21 protein-coding genes are annotated in these 22,585 nt (G+C 50.2%); 16 read left to right on the top strand and 5 right to left on the bottom strand.

The features are described from left to right. Nucleotides 1-123 precede the first annotated feature (123 nt). From purL to glnB, 3 genes are all read left to right on the top strand, one after another. Nucleotides 124-4,032 carry a phosphoribosylformylglycinamidine synthase gene (gene purL / locus GCE9029_RS00615; RefSeq protein WP_062660601.1) on the top strand — a complete coding sequence of 1,303 codons (3,909 nt, stop codon included), beginning with the start codon at nucleotides 124-126 and terminating at the stop codon, nucleotides 4,030-4,032. 131 nt (nucleotides 4,033-4,163) lie between these two features. Further along, nucleotides 4,164-4,601, top strand: a complete 438-nt coding sequence (locus GCE9029_RS00620) for a GNAT family N-acetyltransferase (RefSeq protein WP_062660602.1) — start codon at nucleotides 4,164-4,166, stop codon at nucleotides 4,599-4,601. A 100-nt stretch (nucleotides 4,602-4,701) separates the two neighbouring features. After that, nucleotides 4,702-5,040 (top strand): nitrogen regulatory protein P-II, encoded by a 339-nt coding sequence (glnB, locus tag GCE9029_RS00625; RefSeq protein WP_062660603.1) that lies wholly within the window; start codon nucleotides 4,702-4,704, stop codon nucleotides 5,038-5,040. A 73-nt stretch (nucleotides 5,041-5,113) separates the two neighbouring features. On the opposite strand, the gene GCE9029_RS00630 is transcribed toward glnB, so the two are convergent. Continuing rightward, nucleotides 5,114-5,683, bottom strand: coding sequence for a DUF6198 family protein (locus GCE9029_RS00630; protein WP_062663075.1), 570 nt, complete (start codon nucleotides 5,681-5,683; stop codon nucleotides 5,114-5,116). Nucleotides 5,684-6,238: 555 nt separating this feature from the next. Between GCE9029_RS00630 and glyA the strand changes: the two genes are divergently transcribed. From glyA to pgpA, 9 genes are all read left to right on the top strand, one after another. Continuing rightward, entirely contained in the window at nucleotides 6,239-7,489 is a 1,251-nt protein-coding gene (glyA, locus tag GCE9029_RS00635) for a serine hydroxymethyltransferase (RefSeq protein ID WP_002536991.1), read from the top strand. A gap of 121 nt (nucleotides 7,490-7,610) precedes the next feature. After that, nucleotides 7,611-8,060: a transcriptional regulator NrdR gene (gene nrdR / locus GCE9029_RS00640; protein WP_002536993.1), complete on the top strand. Its 450-nt coding sequence runs from the start codon at nucleotides 7,611-7,613 to the stop codon at nucleotides 8,058-8,060. A gap of 8 nt (nucleotides 8,061-8,068) precedes the next feature. Continuing rightward, entirely contained in the window at nucleotides 8,069-9,187 is a 1,119-nt protein-coding gene (gene ribD, locus GCE9029_RS00645) for a bifunctional diaminohydroxyphosphoribosylaminopyrimidine deaminase/5-amino-6-(5-phosphoribosylamino)uracil reductase RibD (protein WP_062660604.1), read from the top strand. 18 nt (nucleotides 9,188-9,205) lie between these two features. Further along, nucleotides 9,206-9,868 carry a riboflavin synthase gene (locus GCE9029_RS00650; protein ID WP_062660605.1) on the top strand — a complete coding sequence of 221 codons (663 nt, stop codon included), beginning with the start codon at nucleotides 9,206-9,208 and terminating at the stop codon, nucleotides 9,866-9,868. Between the two features lie 36 nt (nucleotides 9,869-9,904). Then, nucleotides 9,905-11,014, top strand: coding sequence for a bifunctional 3,4-dihydroxy-2-butanone-4-phosphate synthase/GTP cyclohydrolase II (gene ribBA, locus GCE9029_RS00655; protein ID WP_062660606.1), 1,110 nt, complete (start codon nucleotides 9,905-9,907; stop codon nucleotides 11,012-11,014). A gap of 170 nt (nucleotides 11,015-11,184) precedes the next feature. After that, nucleotides 11,185-11,655, top strand: a complete 471-nt coding sequence (gene ribH / locus GCE9029_RS00660; protein WP_002536998.1) for a 6,7-dimethyl-8-ribityllumazine synthase — start codon at nucleotides 11,185-11,187, stop codon at nucleotides 11,653-11,655. Between the two features lie 12 nt (nucleotides 11,656-11,667). Next, nucleotides 11,668-12,123 carry a transcription antitermination factor NusB gene (nusB, locus tag GCE9029_RS00665; protein WP_002537000.1) on the top strand — a complete coding sequence of 152 codons (456 nt, stop codon included), beginning with the start codon at nucleotides 11,668-11,670 and terminating at the stop codon, nucleotides 12,121-12,123. Between the two features lie 57 nt (nucleotides 12,124-12,180). Continuing rightward, nucleotides 12,181-13,152: a thiamine-phosphate kinase gene (gene thiL / locus GCE9029_RS00670; RefSeq protein WP_062660607.1), complete on the top strand. Its 972-nt coding sequence runs from the start codon at nucleotides 12,181-12,183 to the stop codon at nucleotides 13,150-13,152. Nucleotides 13,153-13,155: 3 nt separating this feature from the next. Next, nucleotides 13,156-13,641 carry a phosphatidylglycerophosphatase A gene (gene pgpA, locus GCE9029_RS00675; RefSeq protein ID WP_062660608.1) on the top strand — a complete coding sequence of 162 codons (486 nt, stop codon included), beginning with the start codon at nucleotides 13,156-13,158 and terminating at the stop codon, nucleotides 13,639-13,641. Between the two features lie 63 nt (nucleotides 13,642-13,704). Here the strand turns inward: pgpA and dxs are convergent, their stop codons facing one another. Genes dxs through xseB form a run of 3 tightly spaced genes read right to left on the bottom strand, consistent with a single transcriptional unit; the run spans nucleotide 13,705 to nucleotide 16,734 of the window. Then, complete coding sequence (gene dxs, locus GCE9029_RS00680) at nucleotides 13,705-15,570, bottom strand: 1-deoxy-D-xylulose-5-phosphate synthase (protein WP_062660609.1); 1,866 nt, start codon at nucleotides 15,568-15,570, stop codon at nucleotides 13,705-13,707. Nucleotides 15,571-15,596: 26 nt separating this feature from the next. Then, entirely contained in the window at nucleotides 15,597-16,496 is a 900-nt protein-coding gene (ispA, locus tag GCE9029_RS00685; RefSeq protein WP_062660610.1) for a (2E,6E)-farnesyl diphosphate synthase, read from the bottom strand. After that, nucleotides 16,489-16,734: an exodeoxyribonuclease VII small subunit gene (xseB, locus tag GCE9029_RS00690; RefSeq protein ID WP_062660611.1), complete on the bottom strand. Its 246-nt coding sequence runs from the start codon at nucleotides 16,732-16,734 to the stop codon at nucleotides 16,489-16,491. Before xseB ends, ispA begins: the two co-directional genes overlap by 8 nt. A gap of 415 nt (nucleotides 16,735-17,149) precedes the next feature. Between xseB and pomA the strand changes: the two genes are divergently transcribed. The 3 genes from pomA (at nucleotide 17,150) to thiI (ending at nucleotide 20,437) form a co-directional block, all read left to right on the top strand. Next, complete coding sequence (gene pomA / locus GCE9029_RS00695; protein ID WP_002537012.1) at nucleotides 17,150-17,911, top strand: flagellar motor protein PomA; 762 nt, start codon at nucleotides 17,150-17,152, stop codon at nucleotides 17,909-17,911. A 10-nt stretch (nucleotides 17,912-17,921) separates the two neighbouring features. Continuing rightward, a complete protein-coding gene (locus GCE9029_RS00700; protein WP_062660612.1) occupies nucleotides 17,922-18,851 on the top strand; it encodes a flagellar motor protein MotB in 930 nt (309 codons plus the stop codon). 137 nt (nucleotides 18,852-18,988) lie between these two features. Continuing rightward, a complete protein-coding gene (thiI, locus tag GCE9029_RS00705; RefSeq protein WP_062660613.1) occupies nucleotides 18,989-20,437 on the top strand; it encodes a tRNA uracil 4-sulfurtransferase ThiI in 1,449 nt (482 codons plus the stop codon). A 69-nt stretch (nucleotides 20,438-20,506) separates the two neighbouring features. Here the strand turns inward: thiI and GCE9029_RS00710 are convergent, their stop codons facing one another. Continuing rightward, on the bottom strand, nucleotides 20,507-21,286 hold the full coding sequence (locus tag GCE9029_RS00710) for a CmcJ/NvfI family oxidoreductase (protein WP_062660614.1): 780 nt from the start codon (nucleotides 21,284-21,286) through the stop codon (nucleotides 20,507-20,509). A gap of 329 nt (nucleotides 21,287-21,615) precedes the next feature. Between GCE9029_RS00710 and GCE9029_RS00715 the strand changes: the two genes are divergently transcribed. Continuing rightward, nucleotides 21,616-22,527 carry a LysR family transcriptional regulator gene (locus tag GCE9029_RS00715; protein WP_062660615.1) on the top strand — a complete coding sequence of 304 codons (912 nt, stop codon included), beginning with the start codon at nucleotides 21,616-21,618 and terminating at the stop codon, nucleotides 22,525-22,527. Nucleotides 22,528-22,585 lie beyond the last annotated feature (58 nt).

Below are 22,585 nucleotides of genomic sequence, written 5' to 3' on the forward strand. Positions count from 1 at the left end.
AATACCGCCCCGAAGCCTTTAGAAGTGGTATCGACATGGCTTTCCCATCTCATTTGCGCAATGTAAATCATGGGGTTAGGTCAATATTACTTTAATTCACCGCTAACCGAGAGACGTACGCACATGGAAATTTTGCGTGGTTCCCCCGCTCTGTCCGAATTTCGAGTCCAAAAACTGCTGGAAAGCTGCAAAGCAAACGACTTGCCTGTGACCAGCCTCTATGCTGAGTATATTCACTTTGCTGATCTCAGCGCGCCTTTAAGCGAGGACGAGAAGCAAAAACTGGATCGCCTGCTCACTTATGGTCCAACGATCGCAGAGCATGCACCTACTGGAACCCTCTTCCTTGTTACACCACGCCCCGGCACCATTTCCCCTTGGTCTTCTAAAGCTACCGACATTGCCCGCAACTGTGGCTTAGCCCAAATCAAACGCCTTGAGCGTGGCACTGCCTACTATGTTGAACTGTCCGGCGAGCTATCTGAAGCACAGCAAAAAGTACTGGCTGATCTGCTCCACGATCGCATGATGGAAGTGGTATTTGGCCAATTCGATGAAGCTTCTGCATTGTTCCAAGCGGCAACGCCTGCACCAATGACGGCAGTCGATGTTTTGGGTGGCGGACGCGAAGCACTGGAAAAAGCCAACGTTGAGTTGGGTCTGGCGCTGGCGGAAGACGAAATTGATTACTTGGTGGAAAGCTTCACCAAACTGGGTCGTAACCCGAACGACATTGAGCTTATGATGTTTGCACAGGCAAACTCTGAGCATTGTCGTCACAAGATTTTCAATGCGGACTGGACCATTGATGGTGTTGAACAGCCAAAGAGCCTGTTCAAGATGATCAAGAATACGTTTGAACATAACAGTGAATACGTGTTGTCAGCGTACAAAGACAACGCAGCTGTGATGACAGGTTCTAATGTGGGTCGATTCTTCCCGAATCCAGAGTCACGCCAATATGATTACCATCAGGAAGAAGCACATATCCTGATGAAAGTGGAAACCCACAACCACCCAACGGCAATTTCTCCATGGCCTGGCGCATCAACCGGCTCTGGCGGCGAAATCCGTGATGAAGGCGCAACCGGTATCGGCGGTAAGCCAAAAGCGGGTTTGGTTGGTTTTACAGTATCTAACCTGCGTATCCCGGGCTTTGAGCAGCCTTGGGAAACGGATTTCGGCAAACCAAACCGCATCGTGAACGCGCTGGATATTATGTTGGAAGGTCCTCTGGGTGGCGCCGCATTTAACAACGAATTTGGCCGTCCGAACCTGCTGGGCTACTTCCGTACTTACGAGGAAAAGGTGACCTCGCACAACGGTGAAGAAGTGCGTGGTTACCATAAGCCAATCATGATTGCGGGCGGTATGGGCAACATCCGTGACCAGCACGTACAGAAAAAAGAAATCCCAGTTGGCGCGAAGCTGATTGTTCTTGGCGGCCCGGCGATGAACATCGGTCTGGGTGGCGGTGCTGCGTCTTCAATGGCATCTGGCCAGTCGACCGAAGATCTGGATTTCGCTTCTGTTCAACGTGAGAACCCAGAAATGGAACGCCGCTGTCAGGAAGTGATTGACCGCTGTTGGCAGCTTGGCGAGCAAAACCCAATTGCGTTTATTCACGATGTGGGCGCGGGCGGTATTTCGAATGCCCTACCTGAGCTGGTGGATGACGGCGAGCGCGGTGGTAAGTTCCAGTTGCGTGACGTACCGAATGACGAACCAGGCATGAGCCCATTGGCAATCTGGTGTAACGAATCTCAAGAGCGCTATGTAATGGCGGTTGCGCCAGAAAACATGGACGTGTTTGATGCGATTTGTAAACGCGAACGTGCGCCTTACGCGGTGGTAGGTGAAGCGACTGAAGAGCGTCACCTGACGCTGGAAGACAGCCACTTCGATAACACACCTATCGATATGCCAATGGATATTCTGCTTGGCAAGCCACCGAAAATGCACCGTGACGTGACCTCTCTGAAAGTGGAAGGTCAGACAATTGCCCGTGACGGCATCAATATTGAAGAAGCCACCCAGCGTGTGCTGCGTCTGCCTTCAGTTGCTGAGAAAACCTTCCTTATCACCATTGGTGACCGCACAGTAACTGGCCTGGTTGCACGTGACCAAATGGTCGGCCCTTGGCAGGTGCCGGTTGCGAACTGTGCAGTGACTGCAGCAAGTTATGACACTTACCATGGCGAAGCTATGTCGATGGGTGAGCGTACGCCAGTTGCACTGCTGGACTTTGCTGCGTCTGCACGTCTGGCAGTCGCTGAATCTCTGACCAATATTGCCTGTTCTGACATCGGCGACCTGAAGCGCATTAAGCTGTCTGCAAACTGGATGGCTGCCGCAGGTCACCCAGGTGAAGATGCTGGCCTTTATGAAGCAGTAAAAGCGGTGGGTGAAGAGTTGTGTCCAGCGCTGGATCTGACCATTCCTGTGGGTAAAGACTCAATGTCTATGAAGACCCGCTGGGACGAGAATGGCGAGCAGAAAGAAAACACCTCGCCACTGTCTCTTATCATTACCGCATTCGGCCGTGTCGAAGACGTACGCAAGACAGTCACGCCTCAGCTTCGCACTGACAAAGGCGACAGCGCACTGGTTCTGGTCGACCTTGGCCAAGGTCAAAACCGCATGGGTGCAACCGCGCTTGCGCAGGTTTACAAGCAGTTGGGTGACAAGCCTGCTGATGTTGACAGCCCAGAGCTGCTGAAAGGCTTCTTCAATGCAATGCAAACACTGGTACGCGACGAAAAACTGCTGGCTTACCATGACCGTGGTGACGGCGGCCTTTATGTGACACTGGCGGAAATGGCTTTTGCTGGTCACGTGGGTGTGGAAGTGGATATCAACACCCTATCTGCTGAAGGCGAGTGCAGCGACGAGCTGGCAGCGCTGTTCAACGAAGAACTGGGCGCTGTGGTTCAGGTTCGCACCGAAGATCTGGATTCTGTGCTTTCGACGCTTTCTGCACACGGTCTGGAAACATGTAGCCATGTGATTGGTACCCTGACAGAAGACGATGCTGTCCGTATCTGGAATGGTGACGCACTGGTGCTGGATCAGAACCGCACAGAGCTTCGTACCATTTGGGCGGAAACCACTTATCAAATGCAGGCAATGCGTGATAATCCACGCGGTGCCCAGCAAGAGTTTGATGCGAAGAAAGACGTTAACGACCCTGGTTTGTCAGCGAACCTGACCTTCAATGTTCAGGAAGATGTGGCGGCACCGTTTATCGCAACGGGCGCACGTCCTCAAATGGCAATTTTGCGTGAGCAGGGCGTGAACTCCCATGTTGAAATGGCTGCAGCATTTGACCGCGCTGGCTTTGATGCCAAAGACGTTCACATGAGTGACGTGCTGGCAGGCAACATTTCACTGGAAGAGTTCAACGGCCTGGTAGCTTGTGGCGGCTTCTCTTACGGTGACGTTTTGGGCGCGGGTGAAGGTTGGGCGAAATCTATTCTGTTCAATGATCAGGCGCGTGACCAGTTCGAGCGTTTCTTCCACCGAGGCGATTCGTTCGCGCTGGGCGTGTGTAACGGCTGTCAGATGCTGTCTAACCTGCACGATTTGATCCCAGGTGCAGACTTGTGGCCGCGTTTCGTTCGCAACGAATCTGAGCGTTTTGAAGCGCGCTTCAGTCTAGTTCAGGTTCAGGAGAACCCATCTCTGTTCCTGAGTGGTATGGCGGGCTCTCACATGCCTATCGCGGTTTCTCATGGTGAAGGCCGGGTGGAAGTGCGAGATGCAGAGCATCTGGCTGCGATTGAGCAATCAGGCACAGTCGCACTGCGTTACCTGGATAACTTTGGCAAGGTGACTCAGGATTACCCAGCGAACCCGAATGGTTCACCTAACGGTATTACCGGCCTGACTACACGTGACGGTCGTGTAACCATCATGATGCCGCACCCAGAGCGCGTATTCCGCACAGTTGCTAACTCTTGGCACCCAGACAACTGGGGTGAGGATAGCCCTTGGATGCGCATGTTCCGCAACGCGCGCGTTAAACTGGGTTAATCAAACATCGTGTTTGAAACAGCAAACTTGTGACACGAGCCGCTACCTTCGGGTAGCGGCTTTTTTATCCGATTGCATCCGGTATTGGCTAGAGGGTAAAGTGTTTCGGCAATTTTATGGAGAGAAATGCAATGGACAGTGCGATCAGCTTTACGCTCATTCCTTCCGGACAGGTTCCAGAATCCCTGCAGCGCCGTTTTCCCTCATTGGCAAAACTGAATGATCCTGAATCCACTCAAGAGATCCCTATGCTGGTGGCAGAAAAGGATGGTGACCCTGTTGCTGTCGCCGTGCTTCAACACGAAAAGCGCCATAACGGCATCATGGTAGAAGACGCCACGCTGACTCTGCTTGAAGTGGACCAGGCTAGCCGCCTTCAGGGCATTGGCAAAAATCTATTGAATGCGTTGGAAGCTTATGCCGCCACCGTCACTTGCGAGCTGAAAGTGGACTGCGGCGCGGTGATCGGACGTAAACCTATGCAGGCGCTGCTGACCAATTCCGGCTACGAGCCACCGTTTGCCTGTGGCGAAACTAAAACCACGACATGGAAAAAGTCTCTGGTTTAATCCGGGATTTTGTTAAGGAAAGCTGCGCCAACAGGATGGTGTAAGGTTACAATTAAGGTATTGAGCTGTTTGCTTAATCCAGAATTTAAGGGAATGCGAGATGAAAAAAATTGAAGCGATTATCAAGCCGTTCAAGCTTGACGACGTGCGTGAAGCACTGGCAGAAGTAGGCATCACGGGCATGACTGTATCTGAAGTCAAAGGCTTTGGACGCCAGAAAGGCCACACAGAACTTTACCGCGGCGCGGAGTACATGGTGGACTTTCTGCCAAAAGTAAAACTGGAAATTGTGGTTGCGGATGATGCCGCAGACCAGTGCGTTGAAACCATTGTGCAAACCGCGCAAACCGGCAAGATCGGTGATGGCAAAATATTCGTCACTGACGTTCAGCGTGTTGTACGTATCCGTACCGGTGAAGAAGACGAAGAAGCGATCTAATCGCCACTCATACAAGTTCAAAAGCCTCCCAATTGGGAGGCTTTTTCGCTTTCATTACGCGGTTAGCGGTAACTTAATAGCAAACCACATAGCGGTCTGGCCTGTGGTTCATGGTCAGCACCAAGTTCAAAACAAATGCACCGACGACCGAGCAGGCAAGTAGCCATGGCGAAACGAAGAAGAACGAGGCCAGCAGGATGGCAAAATCAATCGCCATCTGTACGTTGCCTGCGCGGATACCGAACTTGTCCTGACAGTAAAGTGCCAGCACATTGAAGCCACCGAGGCTCGCGTTATGGCGGAAGATCATCAGCATGCCCACACCCATCAACAAGCCACCGATTAATCCGCAGTAAAGCGGCTGTAGCCAGCCAATGGTAAACACGTGAGAAATGTGGTCGACGATGAAAGAAACCATTCCACCGGCAAAGACGCTTCGAAGAGCAAACTGAGTACCAAAACGTCGCCATCCCATCAGGTAGAAAGGTACGTTCATCAGAAAATAAAGGGTGCCGAAAGAGAGGTCTGTAAACTGGGTGATCAAAAGTGCCAGACCTGTCGTACCGCCAGTAAGCAAACCTGCCTGCTGAAGGAAATACACTCCCTGCGCCACAATGAACGCACCGGACAGGACCGCAATCATATCTTCAAACTGTGAATGTTTGGGCTGATAACTCAACGCAATAACTCCTAAAAATGTGTCGTTTTTAAAGGGATTCACGACGCAAGAATGTACTCACACAAAGCTGGGATGTTTGATTCTCTTTGGAAACTTTCCCAGTGTCGCCTTTCACAGTAAATGGATGAAAAGCAGGGCATCTTAATGAGATTGCATAAGGGAGGAAAGAGGCAGGGTAAACACGCGCAAGCTCTTGTGTCAGCAATGGCTTACGGGGTGTAAAGATCTGTGGTTTACAGACTGTGACATTGGTCAATGTGAATTCAATTCATGATTGGAATGAGAAAAGACCATGTTCACTCAGGCAAAAAAAATGTGATTCCTACTACCTGTTGCGCAACAAATTTTGTAGAATCGCAGCCAATAGGAAAGCAATGACGAAAACGTTTGCGTCCGCATGGATACTGGCGTTTTTAATTTGGTGTAAATCAACCCAAACCAAGTTGACCCGATGATTTGCCCAAGCGAGTTATCCGGTCAACTTGGTACCCAGGGAACTATCTGAGTCAGGAGATACAGATGCTAAAGCGTGACATGAACATCGCTGATTACGATGCGGAGCTGTTTGCCGCGATCCAGGAAGAAACTGCACGTCAGGAAGAGCACATCGAGCTCATCGCGTCAGAAAACTACACCAGCCCTCGCGTTATGGAAGCGCAAGGTTCCCAACTGACTAACAAATATGCTGAAGGCTACCCAGGCAAGCGTTACTACGGTGGTTGTGAGTACGTAGACAAAGCAGAAGCGCTGGCAATCGACCGTGCATGTGAGCTGTTCGGTGCAGAGTACGCGAATGTTCAGCCACACTCAGGTTCTCAAGCAAACAGCGCAGTTTACATGGCGCTGCTGAACCCAGGCGATACGGTTCTGGGCATGAGCCTGGCTCATGGTGGTCACCTGACTCACGGTTCTCCAGTTAACTTCTCTGGTAAGCACTACAACGTTATCCCTTACGGTATCGACGAAGCTGGCCAAATCAACTACGACGAGATGGAAGCACTGGCGCTTGAGCACAAGCCTAAGATGATCATCGGTGGTTTCTCTGCTTACTCTCAAATCGTTGATTGGGCGCGCATGCGTGAAATCGCGGACAAAGCAGGTGCTTACCTGTTCGTTGATATGGCGCACGTAGCGGGCCTGATTGCAGCGGGTGTATACCCAACGCCAATCCCACACGCACACATCGTTACCACTACCACTCACAAAACGCTGGCGGGTCCTCGTGGCGGTCTGATTCTGTCTAACGCAGGCGAAGACATGTACAAGAAGCTGAACTCAGCAGTATTCCCTGGTGGTCAGGGTGGCCCTCTGATGCACGTTATCGCTGCAAAAGCTGTTGCATTCAAAGAAGCGATGGAACCAGAGTTCAAAGCATACCAGCAGCGCGTAGTAGATAACGCAAAAGCGATGGTTGCACAGTTCCAAGAGCGTGGCTACAAAGTGGTATCTAACGGTACTGAAAACCACCTGTTCCTGGTTGACCTGATCGACAAGAACATCACAGGTAAAGAAGCTGACGCAGCACTGGGTGCAGCGAACATCACTGTGAACAAGAACAGTGTTCCTAACGATCCACGCAGCCCATTCGTGACTTCTGGTATCCGTGTTGGTTCTCCAGCAATCACCCGTCGTGGTTTCACGCAAGATGACGCGAAAGAATTGGCTAACTGGATGTGTGATGTTCTGGATAACATCGAAAGCCAGGAAGTGATTGAAGCGACGAAAGCGAAAGTACTGGAAATCTGTAAACGTCTGCCAGTTTACGCATAAGACGTTATCTGATTGAAAAAAGCACCTTCGGGTGCTTTTTTTGTGCCTGTTTTCACCACTTTCACGCTTTCTCAGGTCTGCAAATCGGTTACACTGTTCACCAATTGTTTAAGGAGGCGAGATGCACTGTCCATTTTGTGGTGCGAATGACACCAAGGTCATTGATTCACGACTGGTCGCAGACGGCCATCAGGTGCGTCGTCGTCGCCAGTGTTTGGCGTGTAACGAACGTTATACCACGTTTGAAACTGCAGAGCTGGTGATGCCGCGTATCATCAAAACCAATGGCAACAGAGAGCCATTTAACGAAGATAAATTGCGTGGCGGTATTCAGCGAGCTCTCGAAAAGCGCCCTGTGAGCACAGACGATATCGAAAAATCCATTAACACCATAAAATCAACGATTCGTGCAACGGGTGAACGAGAAGTGTCTTCGACGTTGGTGGGTAATTTGGTGATGGATGCACTGAAAGAACTCGATAAAGTCGCGTACATTCGCTTTGCGTCTGTGTATCACAGCTTTGAAGATATCCGAGACTTCGGTGAAGAAATCGCCCGCCTGGAAAAATAAGCGGATACATGTTTTCAATTTTTGACTCTCAAATGATGCTGCGCGCCATCGAGCTTGCGAAACTTGGCATCTACACCACCGCTCCTAACCCTAACGTTGGCTGTGTGATCACTCAGGGTGATGACATTACTGGCGAGGGTTTTCACTTTCGTGCCGGTGAACCGCACGCAGAAGTGCACGCGTTGCACGCAGCGGGTGACAAAGCTGAAGGTGCCACCGCTTACGTCACCCTTGAGCCATGCTCCCACTACGGACGTACTCCTCCTTGTGCTGATGCATTGATTGCTGCGGGTGTTAGCCGTGTCGTTTGTGCCATGGTGGACCCAAACCCCAAAGTGGCAGGGCGTGGTATACAGCGTATGCGTGATGCAGGTATTCAGGTTGATGTCGGTTTAATGCAGGCACAAGCTGAAGCGCTGAACCCAGGTTTTATCAAAGTGATGAAAACCGGTTTGCCGTTTGTACAGCTAAAGCTTGCCTCCAGTCTTGACGGTCGCACGGCACTGGCAAATGGTCAGAGTAAATGGATCACCGGAGATGAAGCCCGCGCCGATGTGCAGGTTTTCCGGGCTCAAGCAGGTGCGATTCTCTCAACCAGCCAGACGGTATTGGACGACAATCCATCTCTTAACGTTCGCTGGGAACAATTGCCTGCTGCTGTAAAAGCAGAGTATTCCCAAGACAATCTGCGCCAGCCAATCCGAGTGATTCTCGATACCCATAGAAAGGTGGCGAAAGAGGCGCATCTTTTCTCTTTGGATGGTGAAGTCATCGTTGTCACGGCTTCTCAAACCGACTCAGAAAGTGAAACTGCAAAAGTGCTCACCGTTGCCAAAGAGGCAGGACAGCTTGATCTTAACAATACCATGCGTGCTCTGGCAGCAAATGGTATCAATCATATCTGGGTGGAAGCGGGTGCCACGCTGGCCGGCAGTTTGTTGAAAGCTGGTTTGGTGGATGAGCTGATTATTTATCAGGCGCCTAAACTGATGGGGAACGACAGCCGTGGTTTGGTCAACCTGCAGGGAATGACCTGTATGAGTCAGGCACCTGCCTTTGAGCTGACTGACGTGACCCGCATCGGCAATGACGTGCGTCTTCGTATGCAAAAGCCACAGCCAGAATAAAATTTAAAGCGAAAGAATATGTTTACAGGAATTATCGAAGCGGTTGGTTACATCCAGAAAATTACCCCGAAAGGCGGTGACATTTCGCTGACTGTCGAAAGTGGTAAGCTGGATCTGGCTGACGTGAAACTGGGCGACAGCATCGCTACCAATGGTGTTTGTCTGACCGTGGTCGAATTGACTGGAAAGGGTTATGTGGCGGACCTATCGGGTGAGACACTGAACCGTACTGCTTTTGCAACCTATAAAGCGGGCCAGAAAGTGAATCTGGAAAAAGCCATGCTGCCTACAACGCGTTTTGGCGGTCATATGGTTTCCGGCCATGTCGACAGCGTGGCGACTGTTGTTTCACGCACTCAAACAGGGCGTGCGATTGAACTTTGGCTCGAAGCACCCGCAGAGCTTGCCAAATACTTGGCAGAGAAAGGCTCGGTGACGATTGATGGCATCAGTCTGACAATCAACGCGGTGGATGGAAATCGATTCAAACTCACCATCGTTCCGCATACCGCTCTGGAAACGACGATCGAAGATTTCACTGTCGGATACCAAGTCAATATCGAAGTGGATGTGATTGCCCGCTACCTTGAACGATTAATGATGGGCGACCGTGCTGCGCAACAAAGTGGTGCAGGCGGTTTGACCATGGCAAAGCTCGCTGAGTCGGGCTTTTTAAGATAACAGAACCGGATTGCCGGTAAGAACAGGGATAGAACCATGCCAATCAGCAGCGCAGCAGAGATTATCGAAGACATCCGTCAGGGCAGAATGGTTATCCTGATGGACGATGAAGATCGCGAGAATGAAGGCGACCTCATCATCGCAGCAGAAAAAATTACGCCGGAAGCTATCAACTTTATGGCGACATATGGCCGTGGCCTGATTTGTCTTACCATGACTAAAGAACGTTGCCAACGCCTTGGTTTGCCATTGATGGTCAGCGACAACAATGCTCAGTTTTCGACTGCCTTTACCGTTTCTATTGAAGCAGCAGAAGGCGTGACAACGGGTATTTCTGCTGCTGATCGTGCACGCACGGTAGAAGCCGCGGTTGCACCGAATGCAGTTGCTGCAGATTTGGTTCAGCCGGGACATATCTTTCCGTTGATGGCTCAGGATGGTGGTGTACTGACCCGAGCAGGTCACACTGAAGCAGGTTGTGATTTGGCGCGCCTTGCGGGTTACTCTCCTGCAGGTGTGATTGTTGAGATCCTTAACGAAGACGGCACCATGGCGCGTCGTCCGGATCTGGAAAAGTTCGGCGAGAAGCATGGCATCAAGCTAGGTACTATCGCTGATCTGATTGAATACCGTAACAACAACGAAACCACCATTGAGCGGGTAGCAGAGTGTAAGCTGCCGACGGAATATGGTGAGTTTGATCTGATCACTTACCGTGACACCATCGACAGTCAGGTGCATTATGCCCTGCGTAAAGGAGAAGTGAGCAACCAGCCAACGCTGGTACGCGTGCACCTCCAAGACACCTTTACAGACTTGCTGCATTCCGATCGTTCAGCCGAGCGCAGCTGGTCATTGAGTGATGCGATGAAACGTATCAATGCTGATGGTGGTGTGCTGGTCATTCTGGGTAAAGAAGAGTCTTCTTCATCCATTATCAACAAAGTACGTACTTTTGAAGCGCAGGACAAAGGCGAGAAACCGGCTGCCGCTAAGTGGCAGGGCACCAGCCGTCGTGTTGGTGTAGGTTCGCAAATCTTGGCAGACTTGGGCGTGACAGATATGCGTTTGTTGTCTTCAACCAATAAACGCTACCATGCACTTTCAGGCTTTGGTCTGAAAGTTGTCGAGTACGTCGTTGACTAAACTGAAACGACGCTGATAAAGAAAACGCAGCTCAAGCTGCGTTTTTTTATTCCGAAACAGGCTGGATTCGATGCAAATTCCCAAGCGGCATAAGCGCTGGCGGCTTTGCAGAAAAGTGTGATAGAATCCCGCGGTTTCTCAATCCGGATAAATAAGTCATAGGAAGGCCCATGAAGGTAATCGAAGGTGCATTCGCAGCACCAAATGCTCAAGTTGCTATCGTTATCTCCCGTTTCAACAGCTTTATTAACGAAAGCCTGCTGGATGGTGCTATTGATGCGCTGAAGCGTCAGGGCCAAGTAAGTGAAGACAATATTACTGTAGTACGTTGCCCAGGCGCTTACGAGCTGCCGCTGGTGGCACAACGTGTTGCAAAAAGCGGCCGTTACGACGCTATTATCGCGCTGGGATCAGTGATCCGAGGCGGTACGCCACACTTTGACTATGTGGCCGGAGAATGTAACAAAGGTCTGGCACAGGTTGCGCTTGAGTTTGATACTCCTGTTGCATTCGGCGTGCTGACCGTAGACACCATTGAACAAGCCATCGAACGCGCGGGTACCAAGGCTGGTAATAAAGGGGCAGAGGCTGCACTAAGCGCGCTTGAAATGGTAAACGTACTGTCCCAAATCGAATCCTAATCGGGGGTTACTGTGAAACCAGCCGCACGGCGCAACGCGCGCCATTTTGCACTACAAGCAATCTACTCATGGCAACTGACGCAAGGCAACGTAGCTGATATCGAAGCTCAATTCCTTGCGGCAGACAACTATGAAGAAGAAGAGCATCAGGCGGAAGAACCACGCCTGCGCCAACCAGAAACTGACGTAGATTACTTCCGTGATCTATTGGCAGGTGTTGTTCTAAATTACCAGGAAATGGACAGCAAAATGCGTCCTTACCTGTCTCGTCCAATCCAGGATCTGGACGAAATGGAACACGCACTTCTTCGTCTGGCTATGTATGAGCTGTGCAAACGCGAAGACGTTCCTTACAAAGTAGTTATTAACGAAGCGATTGAGCTGGCGAAGCGTTTTGGCGCAGAAGACAGCCACAAATTCGTGAACGGTGTGCTGGATAAAGCGGTACCGACGCTGCGTAAAAAGTAATATCGAGTTAAGACTTCAAAGGCCAGCCACGCTGGCCTTTTTCTTAGGGAAGGAATAATGGCCGGTAACGAATTCGACCTGATAAACCGTTACTTTAAATCGCAGCCAGTCACGCGCCGCGATGTGGATTTGGGCATTGGGGATGATGCAGCCGTCATCACTGTGCCAGAAAACTGCCAACTGGTTGTTACAACGGACAGCCTTGTGGCAGGCAACCACTTTCTCCCAGATGCAGACCCTGTCAAAATCGCACACAAGGCGTTGGCTTCCAACTTAAGTGACCTCGCGGCCATGGGGGCTATGCCTGCCTGGTGTTCTCTTGCACTGACACTTCCTGAACCTAATGAGCCTTGGCTTGCTGCATTCTGTGAAGGTTTCTACAAACTCGCTGAGTATTATCAAGTTCAGCTTGTTGGTGGTGACACGACCAAAGGCCCACTGAGTATTACTATTACACTTCAAGGCGTTGTTCCAGCGGGTAAAGCTATTCGTCGTGATAGTGCGAAGGTCGGGGACTGGTTGTATGTGACGGGGAACCTTGGCGACAGCGCTGCAGGTTTGGACGTTATCTTGAAGGGTAATGCCCCTAAGAATGAGACAGAAAATACCCTGTTGAATCGTCACTATTATTCTGAGCCAAGAGTACTGGCTGGACAGGCCCTTCGTGAAATCGCCTCTTCCGCGCTGGACATCTCTGATGGTCTGGTTGCTGACCTTAAGCATATCTTGAAAGCGAGCAATGTCTCCGCGGTTATCAACGCGGACACCTTGCCAGTATCTGATGAGTTGATGGCGTTTGCCGGCGGCGAAGAAGCAGCAGCGAAAATCGCGCTAACCAGTGGCGAAGAGTACGAGCTTTGTTTTACTGTACCTGAGAGTCACCGTGGCGCGGTGGATGCAGCTTTTGCGCATACTAATACTGCCGTGACCTGTATTGGCCAAATTCGCCATGGTGAGGGCGTGACAGTGCAATGGCAGGGCAAGCCTGTCGATTGGTCCCTGAGTGGTTGGGATCATTTCTCCGAGTGATGTATGGATAATCCAATTAGTAAAATTCGTCTTTCCAATCCTGTTCATTTGCTGGCGACAGGTTTTGGCTCCGGTCTATCACCCATTGTGCCCGGCACTATGGGAACGCTGGCAGCCGTACCTTTTTATTATCTATTAGTCAGCTTTTCTCCGATCGTGCTGGCTGTCGCCATTGTGTTGGGTTCATTCATCGGTGTTTACCTTTGTGGCCGAACGTCAGGTGATATGGGCGTGCATGATCATGGCAGCATTGTCTGGGACGAATTTGTCGGTTTTTGGATCACTATGCTCCTTGTTCCCGTGACTGACTGGCAGGTTGTCCTGGCCGGGTTTATCATTTTCCGGTTCTTTGACATGGTAAAACCTTGGCCTATCAGTTGGCTGGATAGGAAAGTTCATGGCGGCTTTGGCATTATGCTTGATGATATTGTGGCGGGCTTGATGTCGATGGTGACACTTTGGGCTGGTTACACGTATTGGCTCAGTTAATCTGTGGCCTTACGAAATAGAAAACGGCGCTGAATGCGCCGTTTTTAGTATATCTTTTAGAAGTTATTCACCCAGATAACGTCGGATTTGCGCTTCAATGCCTTTACCGTCGATCTCGAGTTCCTCATGCAGCTCTTGTTGGGTGCCTTGGTGGATAAATTTATCCGGCAGGCCAATTTGCAGCACGGGCTTGATTTGGCGGGACTTCATCAAGTATTCAATCACACCAGAACCAGCACCGCCGGAAATGGCATTCTCTTCGACAGTAACCAGCACATCATGTGATGCAACAAGCTCGTCGATAAGGGCTTCATCCAATGGCTTCACGAAACGCATGTCTGCAACGGTAGCATTCAGGTTTTCTGCTGCTTGCAGGGCGTAAGGCATCATGGTGCCGAAGTTTAGAATAGCGATCTTTTCACCTTGACGGCGAACCACACCTTTGCCGATTGGCAATGCGCTCATGGTTTTTTCAACGGTCGCGCCACAACCTGTGCCACGAGGATAACGAACAGCACTTGGACCGTGATGGGTATGGCCCGTGTAAAGCATTTGGCGACACTCGTTCTCGTCACTCGGCGTCATGATCACCATGTTTGGAATACAACGCATGAAGCTAAGATCAAACGCACCTTGGTGAGTTTGGCCGTCTGCGCCAACCAGGCCGCCACGGTCGATAGCGAACATGACAGGCAAATCCATGATTGCCACGTCGTGAATTAATTGGTCATAACCGCGTTGTAGGAAGGTAGAGTAAATGGCAACTACAGGGTTGTAGCCACCAATCGCCATGCCTGTACCAAGGGTCACCGCATGCTGCTCTGCGATCGCTACATCGAAGTAACGGTCTGGGAATTCTTTGGAGAATCGTACCATGCCTGAGCCTTCGCGCATGGCAGGGGTGATCGCCAGAAGCTTTTCGTCCTCTGTCGCCATGTCACACAGCCAGTCGCCAAAGATCTTGGAGAACGTTGGGCCGGATGATTTGGCTTTCGGCAGGGTATTTTCAGCCGGGTTGAACTTAGGCACAGCGTGATAGCCAATCGGATCTTTCTCCGCAGGCTCGTAACCTTTGCCTTTTTTAGTCATCACATGCAGGAACTGCGGGCCTTTCAGGTTACGCATATTCTTGATGGTTTTGACCAGCTCTTCGACATCGTGGCCATCAACAGGACCAATATAGTTAAACCCCAGCTCTTCAAACAGGGTGCCCGGCACAACCATGCCTTTCAGGTGCTCTTCGGCACGGCGAACCAGCTCTTTAATTGGTGGTGCGCCGGACAGCACTTTCTTGCCGCCTTCACGGATGGAGGTGTAGAAATTGCCCGATAGCAGTTGCGCCAGGTGATTATTGAGCGCACCAACGTTTTCTGAAATCGACATTTCGTTATCGTTCAGAATCACCAGCATGTCTGCGTGAACGTCACCTGCATGGTTCATGGCTTCAAACGCCATACCTGCGGTGATTGCGCCGTCACCAATCACGGAGACTACTTTACGATCACGACCTTCTTTGGCGGCGGCAATGGCCAGCCCTAAAGCGGCACTGATGGAGGTGGAGCTATGGCCGACAGAAAGTACGTCATACTCGCTTTCTTCACGCCACGGGAATGGGTGTAAACCGTCTTTTTGGCGGATAGTCGTCAGGCGCTCACGGCGACCTGTCAGAATCTTGTGTGGGTATGCCTGATGACCAACATCCCAGATCAGATGATCAAATGGGGTGTTGTAAACGCAGTGAAGCGCCACAGTCAGCTCAATGGCACCAAGGCCTGAAGCAAAGTGGCCGCTTGAGTGGCTCACGGAGTTGAGCAGATATGTTCTGAGCTCATCGCACAGCTTCGGCAGAACGTCGCGTGGTAGCGTTCTGAGTTCGTCAGGCATGTCTGCCAGTGCGAGCGTTGGGTATTTAGAAATATCGAGAGTCATATATTCGTTTTATGGCGCTATTTGTTTTAATTCTTGCGCTCGATGATATACCGGGCGAACAGTTCCAATTGCTCTGTATTGTAGGGGATCGCTTGCAGGGCTTGTAGTGCTTCTTTATAAAGAAGCTCAGCTTTCTGCTGTGCGCCTTCCAGTCCCAGCAAGGCTGGGTAAGTGCTTTTTTCCGCTTCGAGATCGGAACCTTGTGGTTTTCCAAGGGTTTCGGTGTCGCTGGTGATGTCTAGAATGTCATCCTGCACCTGAAACGCAAGGCCAATGGCGTTGGAAAATGTATCCAGTTGTGAAAGGTATGTTACACCTTTTTCGCCTGCCGCCAACGCTCCCAGGCGGACCGCGCAACGGATAAGAGCACCTGTTTTATTGCGGTGAATCGTTTCGAGTGCTTCGAGATCGACTTTCTTTCTTTCCGCAGCAAGATCCAGCGCCTGACCAAGACACATGCCCGCTGCACCGGACGCAGCTGCCAGTTCTTTGACCATCTCAATACGGTACGCGTCACCCTCTGACGAAAGATCACCTTCTGCGAGAATGGTAAAAGCCAATGTTTGCAGTGCGTCGCCCGCAAGAATGGCGCTGGCCTCATCAAAGGCGACGTGGCAGGTTGGTTGACCCCGACGTAGAGCGTCATCATCCATTGCCGGTAAATCGTCGTGGATAAGGGAATAAGCGTGAATACACTCTATGGCGGCAGCGGGAGTATCCAGTGCTTCTTCAGAAACGCCAAACAGCTTGCCTGTCACGTATGTCAGGTAAGGACGAACGCGTTTACCACCCAGCAAAGCGCCATGTTTCATCGCCTGAATCAAAGGCTGTTCGTCATGCCCCAGATTATCAAGCCAATGTGTAAGCTGCGCGTTGCTGCGATTTTGGTAATGAATGAGGGTGGACGTTAAAGCGGTATCACTCATCGCGCGTGTCTTCAAATTTTTCCAAAGGGTCGTTGTCGTCTTGCGCGAGCAGGATCTCGACACGTTGCTCTGCATCAGAGAGTGTTTTTTGTCCCTGACGGGCCAGAGAGATCCCGCGTTCAAATTGCTTCAATGCTGCATCCAGCGGCAAATCACCACTTTCAAGGCCATTAACAATCGTGTCCAACTCTTTGAGGGTTTCTTCAAAGGTCATGTTTTCAGGTTTCTTAGCAGCCATGATAAATCCAGATGTATCAGAATGGCGGAGAAGTTAACCCAGCGTCTGTTAGGGGTCAAACGCTTGAGTGAAAATCTGCGCTGCCGGGGAGATTTTATGGGGTTTAGCGCGAATACGGCCTGAATTTTGCGTGTGTTTTCATCAGCGGCAAAAATTTGTCTCTCAATTGTATGTCCGGCTTCCTATATTCAGAAGTAGACATTGAGCTTAATCTTGAGAGGAAAATCTGCATCTTGAGATGAGATGGGTATAAAATTTAAAGTACGCGCTAAATCTATCGCTTCTTCTGCCGTTAACGGAAAGGCAGATAGCGAATTCAGTCATACTCAAGCGGTTTAATAACCTGCTGATTCAGGTTGCTTGGGAAAACGTCACCACTCTTTCTGGCTAGTAAAAAAATTAAGGGGATCGTTCCGTGGATCTGGCGACACTTCTAGGTATTTTGGGCGCCTTTGCCTTCATCGTCATGGCGATGTTGCTGGGTGGCACCATCAGTATGTTCGTAGACGTTCCTTCAACGTTAATCGTATTCGGTGGCAGTCTGTTTGTTGTATTGATGAACTACACCATGGGGCAGTTCTTCGGTGCATTCAAGATCGCGGGTAAGGCTTTCATGTTTAAAGCCGATGACCCGGAAGACCTCATTGCCAAAATTGTAGAGATGGCAGACGCAGCACGTAAAGGTGGCTTCCTGGCACTTGAAGAAATGGAAGTGACGAACTCCTTCATGAAGAAAGGCGTCGACATGCTGGTGGATGGTCACGATGCTGAAGTCGTGAAAATGACGCTTCAAAAAGACATTGTAATGACCGACGAACGCCATGACAGTGGTGCGCAGTTCTACAGCGCACTTGCAGACGTTGCCCCGGCAATGGGGATGATCGGTACGCTGATCGGTCTGGTAGCCATGCTTTCAAACATGGATGATCCGAAGGCAATCGGCCCCGCGATGGCGGTAGCACTTTTGACAACACTCTACGGCGCCATGCTCGCCAACATGATCGCGATTCCTATTGCTGCAAAGCTTCGCCTGCGTAAAGACCAGGAGAAGATGAACCGCCGTCTTATCATGGACGGTTTATTGGCAATACAGGATGGTCAGAACCCGCGTGTTATTGACGGCTACCTGAAAAACTACCTCAACGAGAAGAAACGTACTGTTGACGTAGACGGATAAGGAGTCGGGTATGGATGATGAATGCAAATGTCCCCCCCCCGGGCTACCCGCTTGGATGGGGACCTTCGCTGACTTGATGTCACTGCTGATGTGTTTCTTCGTACTTCTGCTTTCCTTCTCGGAAATGGATGTATTGAAGTTCAAACAGATCGCAGGCTCGATGAAATTCGCTTTTGGTGTTCAGAACCTTCTGGAAGTGAAAGACATTCCGAAAGGTACCAGTGTGATTGCACAGGAGTTCCGTCCGGGTCGTCCTGAGCCGACGCCGATTGAAGTCATCATGCAGCAAACTATCGATATGACGCAGCGTACCCTCGATTTCCAGGATGGAGAATCCGATCGTGCCGGAGGCTCCCAGCGAGATTCTGCAAAACTGGATGGGGGCTCGACGGCAAGTGAAGCCTCAATGCAAGAGCAGGAACAAGACACCGAACAGATGTCGAGTACTGCCCAAATGGTGGTTCAGGCCCTTGAGCGCGAAGTGGAGGAAGGTGCGGTTGAAGTGGAAAACCTTGGCCAGCAACTGATTATCCGCATTCGTGAAAACGGTGCGTTTCCCGCTGGTTCTGCTTTCCTGCAGCCGAAGTTTCGTCCTTTGGTTCGCCAGATAGCCGATTTGGTGAAAGACGTCCCTGGTGTGATTCGTGTTTCCGGCCATACTGACAATTCGCCTCTGGATTCTGAGCTTTACCGTTCTAACTGGGACTTGTCTGCACAGCGTGCGGTATCAGTTGCACAGGAAATGGAAAAAGTCGATGGTTTCGACCCAATGAGAATGCGGGTTGAAGGTTTGGCTGGTTCCTCACCTCGCGTGCCAAACGATACGCCAGAAGGGCGTGCTCAAAACCGCCGTGTCGAGATTGCCATCATGCAAGGTAAACCGCGTGAATCGGACGAACTGTCGACCAGCGCACCGGTGGAGCCTATTCAGGAAAACTGATCGTTTGAAGCCCTTACAGAAGGCAGCGTATTGACGCTGCCTTTTTTGTTTTTGTACTCACTTCAGTGTGGTTATTTCGAATACGTTATGCTTGAGGTATAATCCGCGCCTTTGTTAAAGCCGTAGCGAAACCTGTTATGAAATTTATCGTAAAAATTCACCCTGAGGTGATGGTCAAAAGTGAATCTGTACGGAAACGCTTCACGAAAATTCTGGAAACTAACATCCGAAATATTCTTAAGCGAAAGTCAGACGCTATGTCGGTATTCAACCGTCGCGACCATATCGAGGTTTCGCTAAAAAACGATGCTGAACGTGATATTGCGCTGAGTGTGTTGACCAACACGCCAGGTATTCACCATGTGCTGGAAGTTGAGCAAACGCCGTTTACTGATCTGCACAACATCTATGAAATCGTATCGGCAACGGTGGCACATCAGTTGGAAGGCAAGTCTTTCTGTGTTCGTGCCAAGCGTCGTGGCAATCATGACTTCACGTCTATTGACGTAGAGCGCTACGTGGGTGGTGGTTTGAACCAAGATGTTGAATCAGCCCGTGTTCAGTTGAAAAAGCCTGACATGGTTGTACACCTGGAAGTAGACAAAGAAAACGTCAATGTGGTTCGCGAGCGCTTTAAAGGACAGGGCGGCTTCCCGTTGGGTACACAGGAAGATGTGTTGAGCCTGATATCTGGCGGTTTCGACTCCGGTGTTTCTAGCTATCTGCACATCAAGCGTGGTAGCAAAGTACATTATTGTTTCTTCAATCTTGGCGGCGCAGCACACGAGATTGGCGTTCAACAAACCGCCCACTACTTGTGGGAGAAGTTTGGTTCTTCTGCCAAAGTGAAGTTCATTTCCATTGATTTTGAACCTGTCGTCGCGGAGATCCTTGAGAAAGTCGATGACGGCCAGATGGGTGTCGTTCTTAAGCGCATGTTTGTGCGAGCAGCTTCCATGGTGGCGGAAAAATTTGGCATCCAGGCATTGGTGACCGGTGAAGCTTTAGGGCAGGTATCGAGCCAGACGCTGACCAACTTGCGTATGATTGACAATGTGTCTGACACTCTGATCCTGCGTCCTTTGATCAACTGGGACAAAGAAGACATCATCAATCTGGCTCGTGATATTGGTACTGAAGATTTCGCCAAGACCATGCCGGAATACTGTGGTGTGATTTCACGTAAGCCAACCATCAAGGCTGAGAAAGCGAAGTTAGAAGCGGAAGAAGCGAACTTTGATTTCAGCATTCTGGATAAAGTGGTTTACGACGCCCGAATCATGGATATCCGTGACATCGGCAAGCAGAGTAAAGAAAAAGCACCAGACGTTGAACTGGTGGACGAAATTGCTAACGGCGCGGTAGTGCTGGATATCCGTAGCCCTGAAGAAGAAGACGAAAAACCATTGGAAATTGATGGTGCGGAAGTGGTGCACATTCCATTCTTCAGACTGGCAACCAAGTTCGGCGATCTGGACCAGAGCAAAACTTATTTGCTCTACTGTGACCGCGGCGTGATGAGTCGACTTCAGGCGCTTTACTTGCAAGAAAATGGCTACACCAACGTTAAAGTGTATCGCCCATAACGCCCACTCTTAATTAATATAGGAAAGCCCTGGATGAGAATCCGGGGCTTTTTTTATCTTCTACCGATATTAATACCGAACTAACGTGCGGCTTTCGATGCTTTTTCTCGGTTTTGTTGACGTCTTACCTGAATCCATGTCGAGTGCGCTATGACCGACATGGGGCAATCCCTCATTGTCGTAAATATTGAAAATAGCGACTTCCTCTGGCGTCATTTCAGAAAGATAGAACCAGCGGTGTTCAGGATTGGCGGCCACCCCCAGAATTTGTCCATGCCTGTTCGGATACACCAGCTCAATATTCATCCAGTCTGTTTCTCTCATTGAGTCAGGGTGGATAAAACCAAGGGGAGCCGTTCTGATGACATGCTCGACAGGACGCCAGACATTAATAAAGGCGTAATGTCCCTCAGAAAAAATTCGGGCCTTTTCTTCACCCACAATATCAATCAGCCTTTGCTCAGCGCCGTCTTGACTGTAATCGTTGTGCACATTGCGAGCGGGCCTACGTGTGGCGTTGGAATCGTCAATGCGAACAGTGTGGTCGAAGACGATGACCTCTTGGGCGCCCAAGCTGGTTTTAAGGAGCGATTCTAGCTCTTGGTCATAAGTGCTTTGCCATGAACGCGTAGATTCAAAATCGTCGATTTGGCTTGGGCTGCGTTTGAAAGTAACACCATCTTTGGCGACGTTAAGGTGAATGTTACCTTCGCGCATGTCTTGCACAGTCACTTCGGTTGGAATCAACTCCGGCTCTATCAAGGTACCAATTTTGCCATCGACATCGAACTGAAATGCCTGAACTTCATGGCTTTTGATGTGGTAATTCACGATAGCGGTATTTTGCATGACAACCTCCGATCCCTTAACTGCGAAGCAACTTTCCCAACAAGTTAATACTCTCGTTATTCTAATAAAACCCTTGGTTTATAAGTTCAGTATTTGGTTTTTCTATATAATTAGGTTTGTCTGAGACTAATATACCCCAACAACCTGAAGATACTCGCATTGAGGGCCTCCCTTCGGGCGAGTTGACTGACGTGGTGCTCTTTGTTGTTCCTTTTTGATGGAGGTGACTACACCTACAAAGGAACGCCGCGATCACAACGCCAGTCAAACTCGCTGAACCCTGCATCTTCAGGTTGTTTGGGTATAAACATGGAAAGGGGAGAGACAATATGGATACCGAAGGTCTTCGGCTGTTTGTTATGGCGGCGGATATGCTCAATATCAGTGCTGCGGGTCGTCAGCTCGGACTTGCGCCAGCAGTGGCAGGGGCGCGTTTATCCAAGCTGGAAAATCAAGTGGGCGCGGATTTGTTGCATCGCTCAACGCGAAAGGTCTCTTTGTCGCTTGAAGGGGCGGAGTTCTTACCTTTTGCTAGGGAAATTCTGGCTCAGGAAGATGCAGCGTTGGCTGCCCTGGGGCATGGAAGTGGAGAGGTGAAAGGAACGCTGAGGTTTGCGGCATCCAGTACTTTTGCCCAGATGTACATTATGCCTATTCTTCCCGCCTTTCTAGAACGTTATCCAGAGGTCAATCTGGAGTTGAAACTATCTGATACGCAAATGAACCTGATCGAAGGCGGGTTCGATCTGGCATTGAGAAATTATGCTATTGAGGACAGCAGCCTTAGGGCAAGAAAGTTAGCCGATGATAAGCGCATCCTCTGCGCATCACCTTCTTATATCGACAAACATGGCATGCCTAAAACACCGGAAGATTTGGCTTCCCATCAACTGCTGACGTTCCTCGGTGGCGGTGTCAGGAAACTGTCCTCTCCAGACATCAATAAGCTCGATAGCCAGTTTCCTCCGCAGGGGGCGAGTAAGCGTATTGCCTGTGACGACGGTGCAAGCATGCGTGTCGCGACCAAGGCTGGCGTCGGGATCTCAATGAACTCTTGCTGGAGCGTTTTTCAAGACATCAGTAGTGGCGAACTGGTTAGGGTGCTGCCTGACTATGAGATTGATGACCAGTCCGCTATTTGGCTGGTTTATCCAAAATCCAATGTACTTACTGCCAAAGTCCGGGCTTTCATCGATTTCCTGCTTGAAGAGATAGGTGATCTCCCAATATGGATGCGCTGATTGTATTTATATAGATAAACAAAAAACTGATTAACTTTATTGGGCATTTATCTATTTT

Source organism: Grimontia celer (assembly GCF_900055185.1).
In the GTDB taxonomy this organism is placed as follows: Bacteria; Pseudomonadota; Gammaproteobacteria; order Enterobacterales; family Vibrionaceae; genus Enterovibrio; species Enterovibrio celer.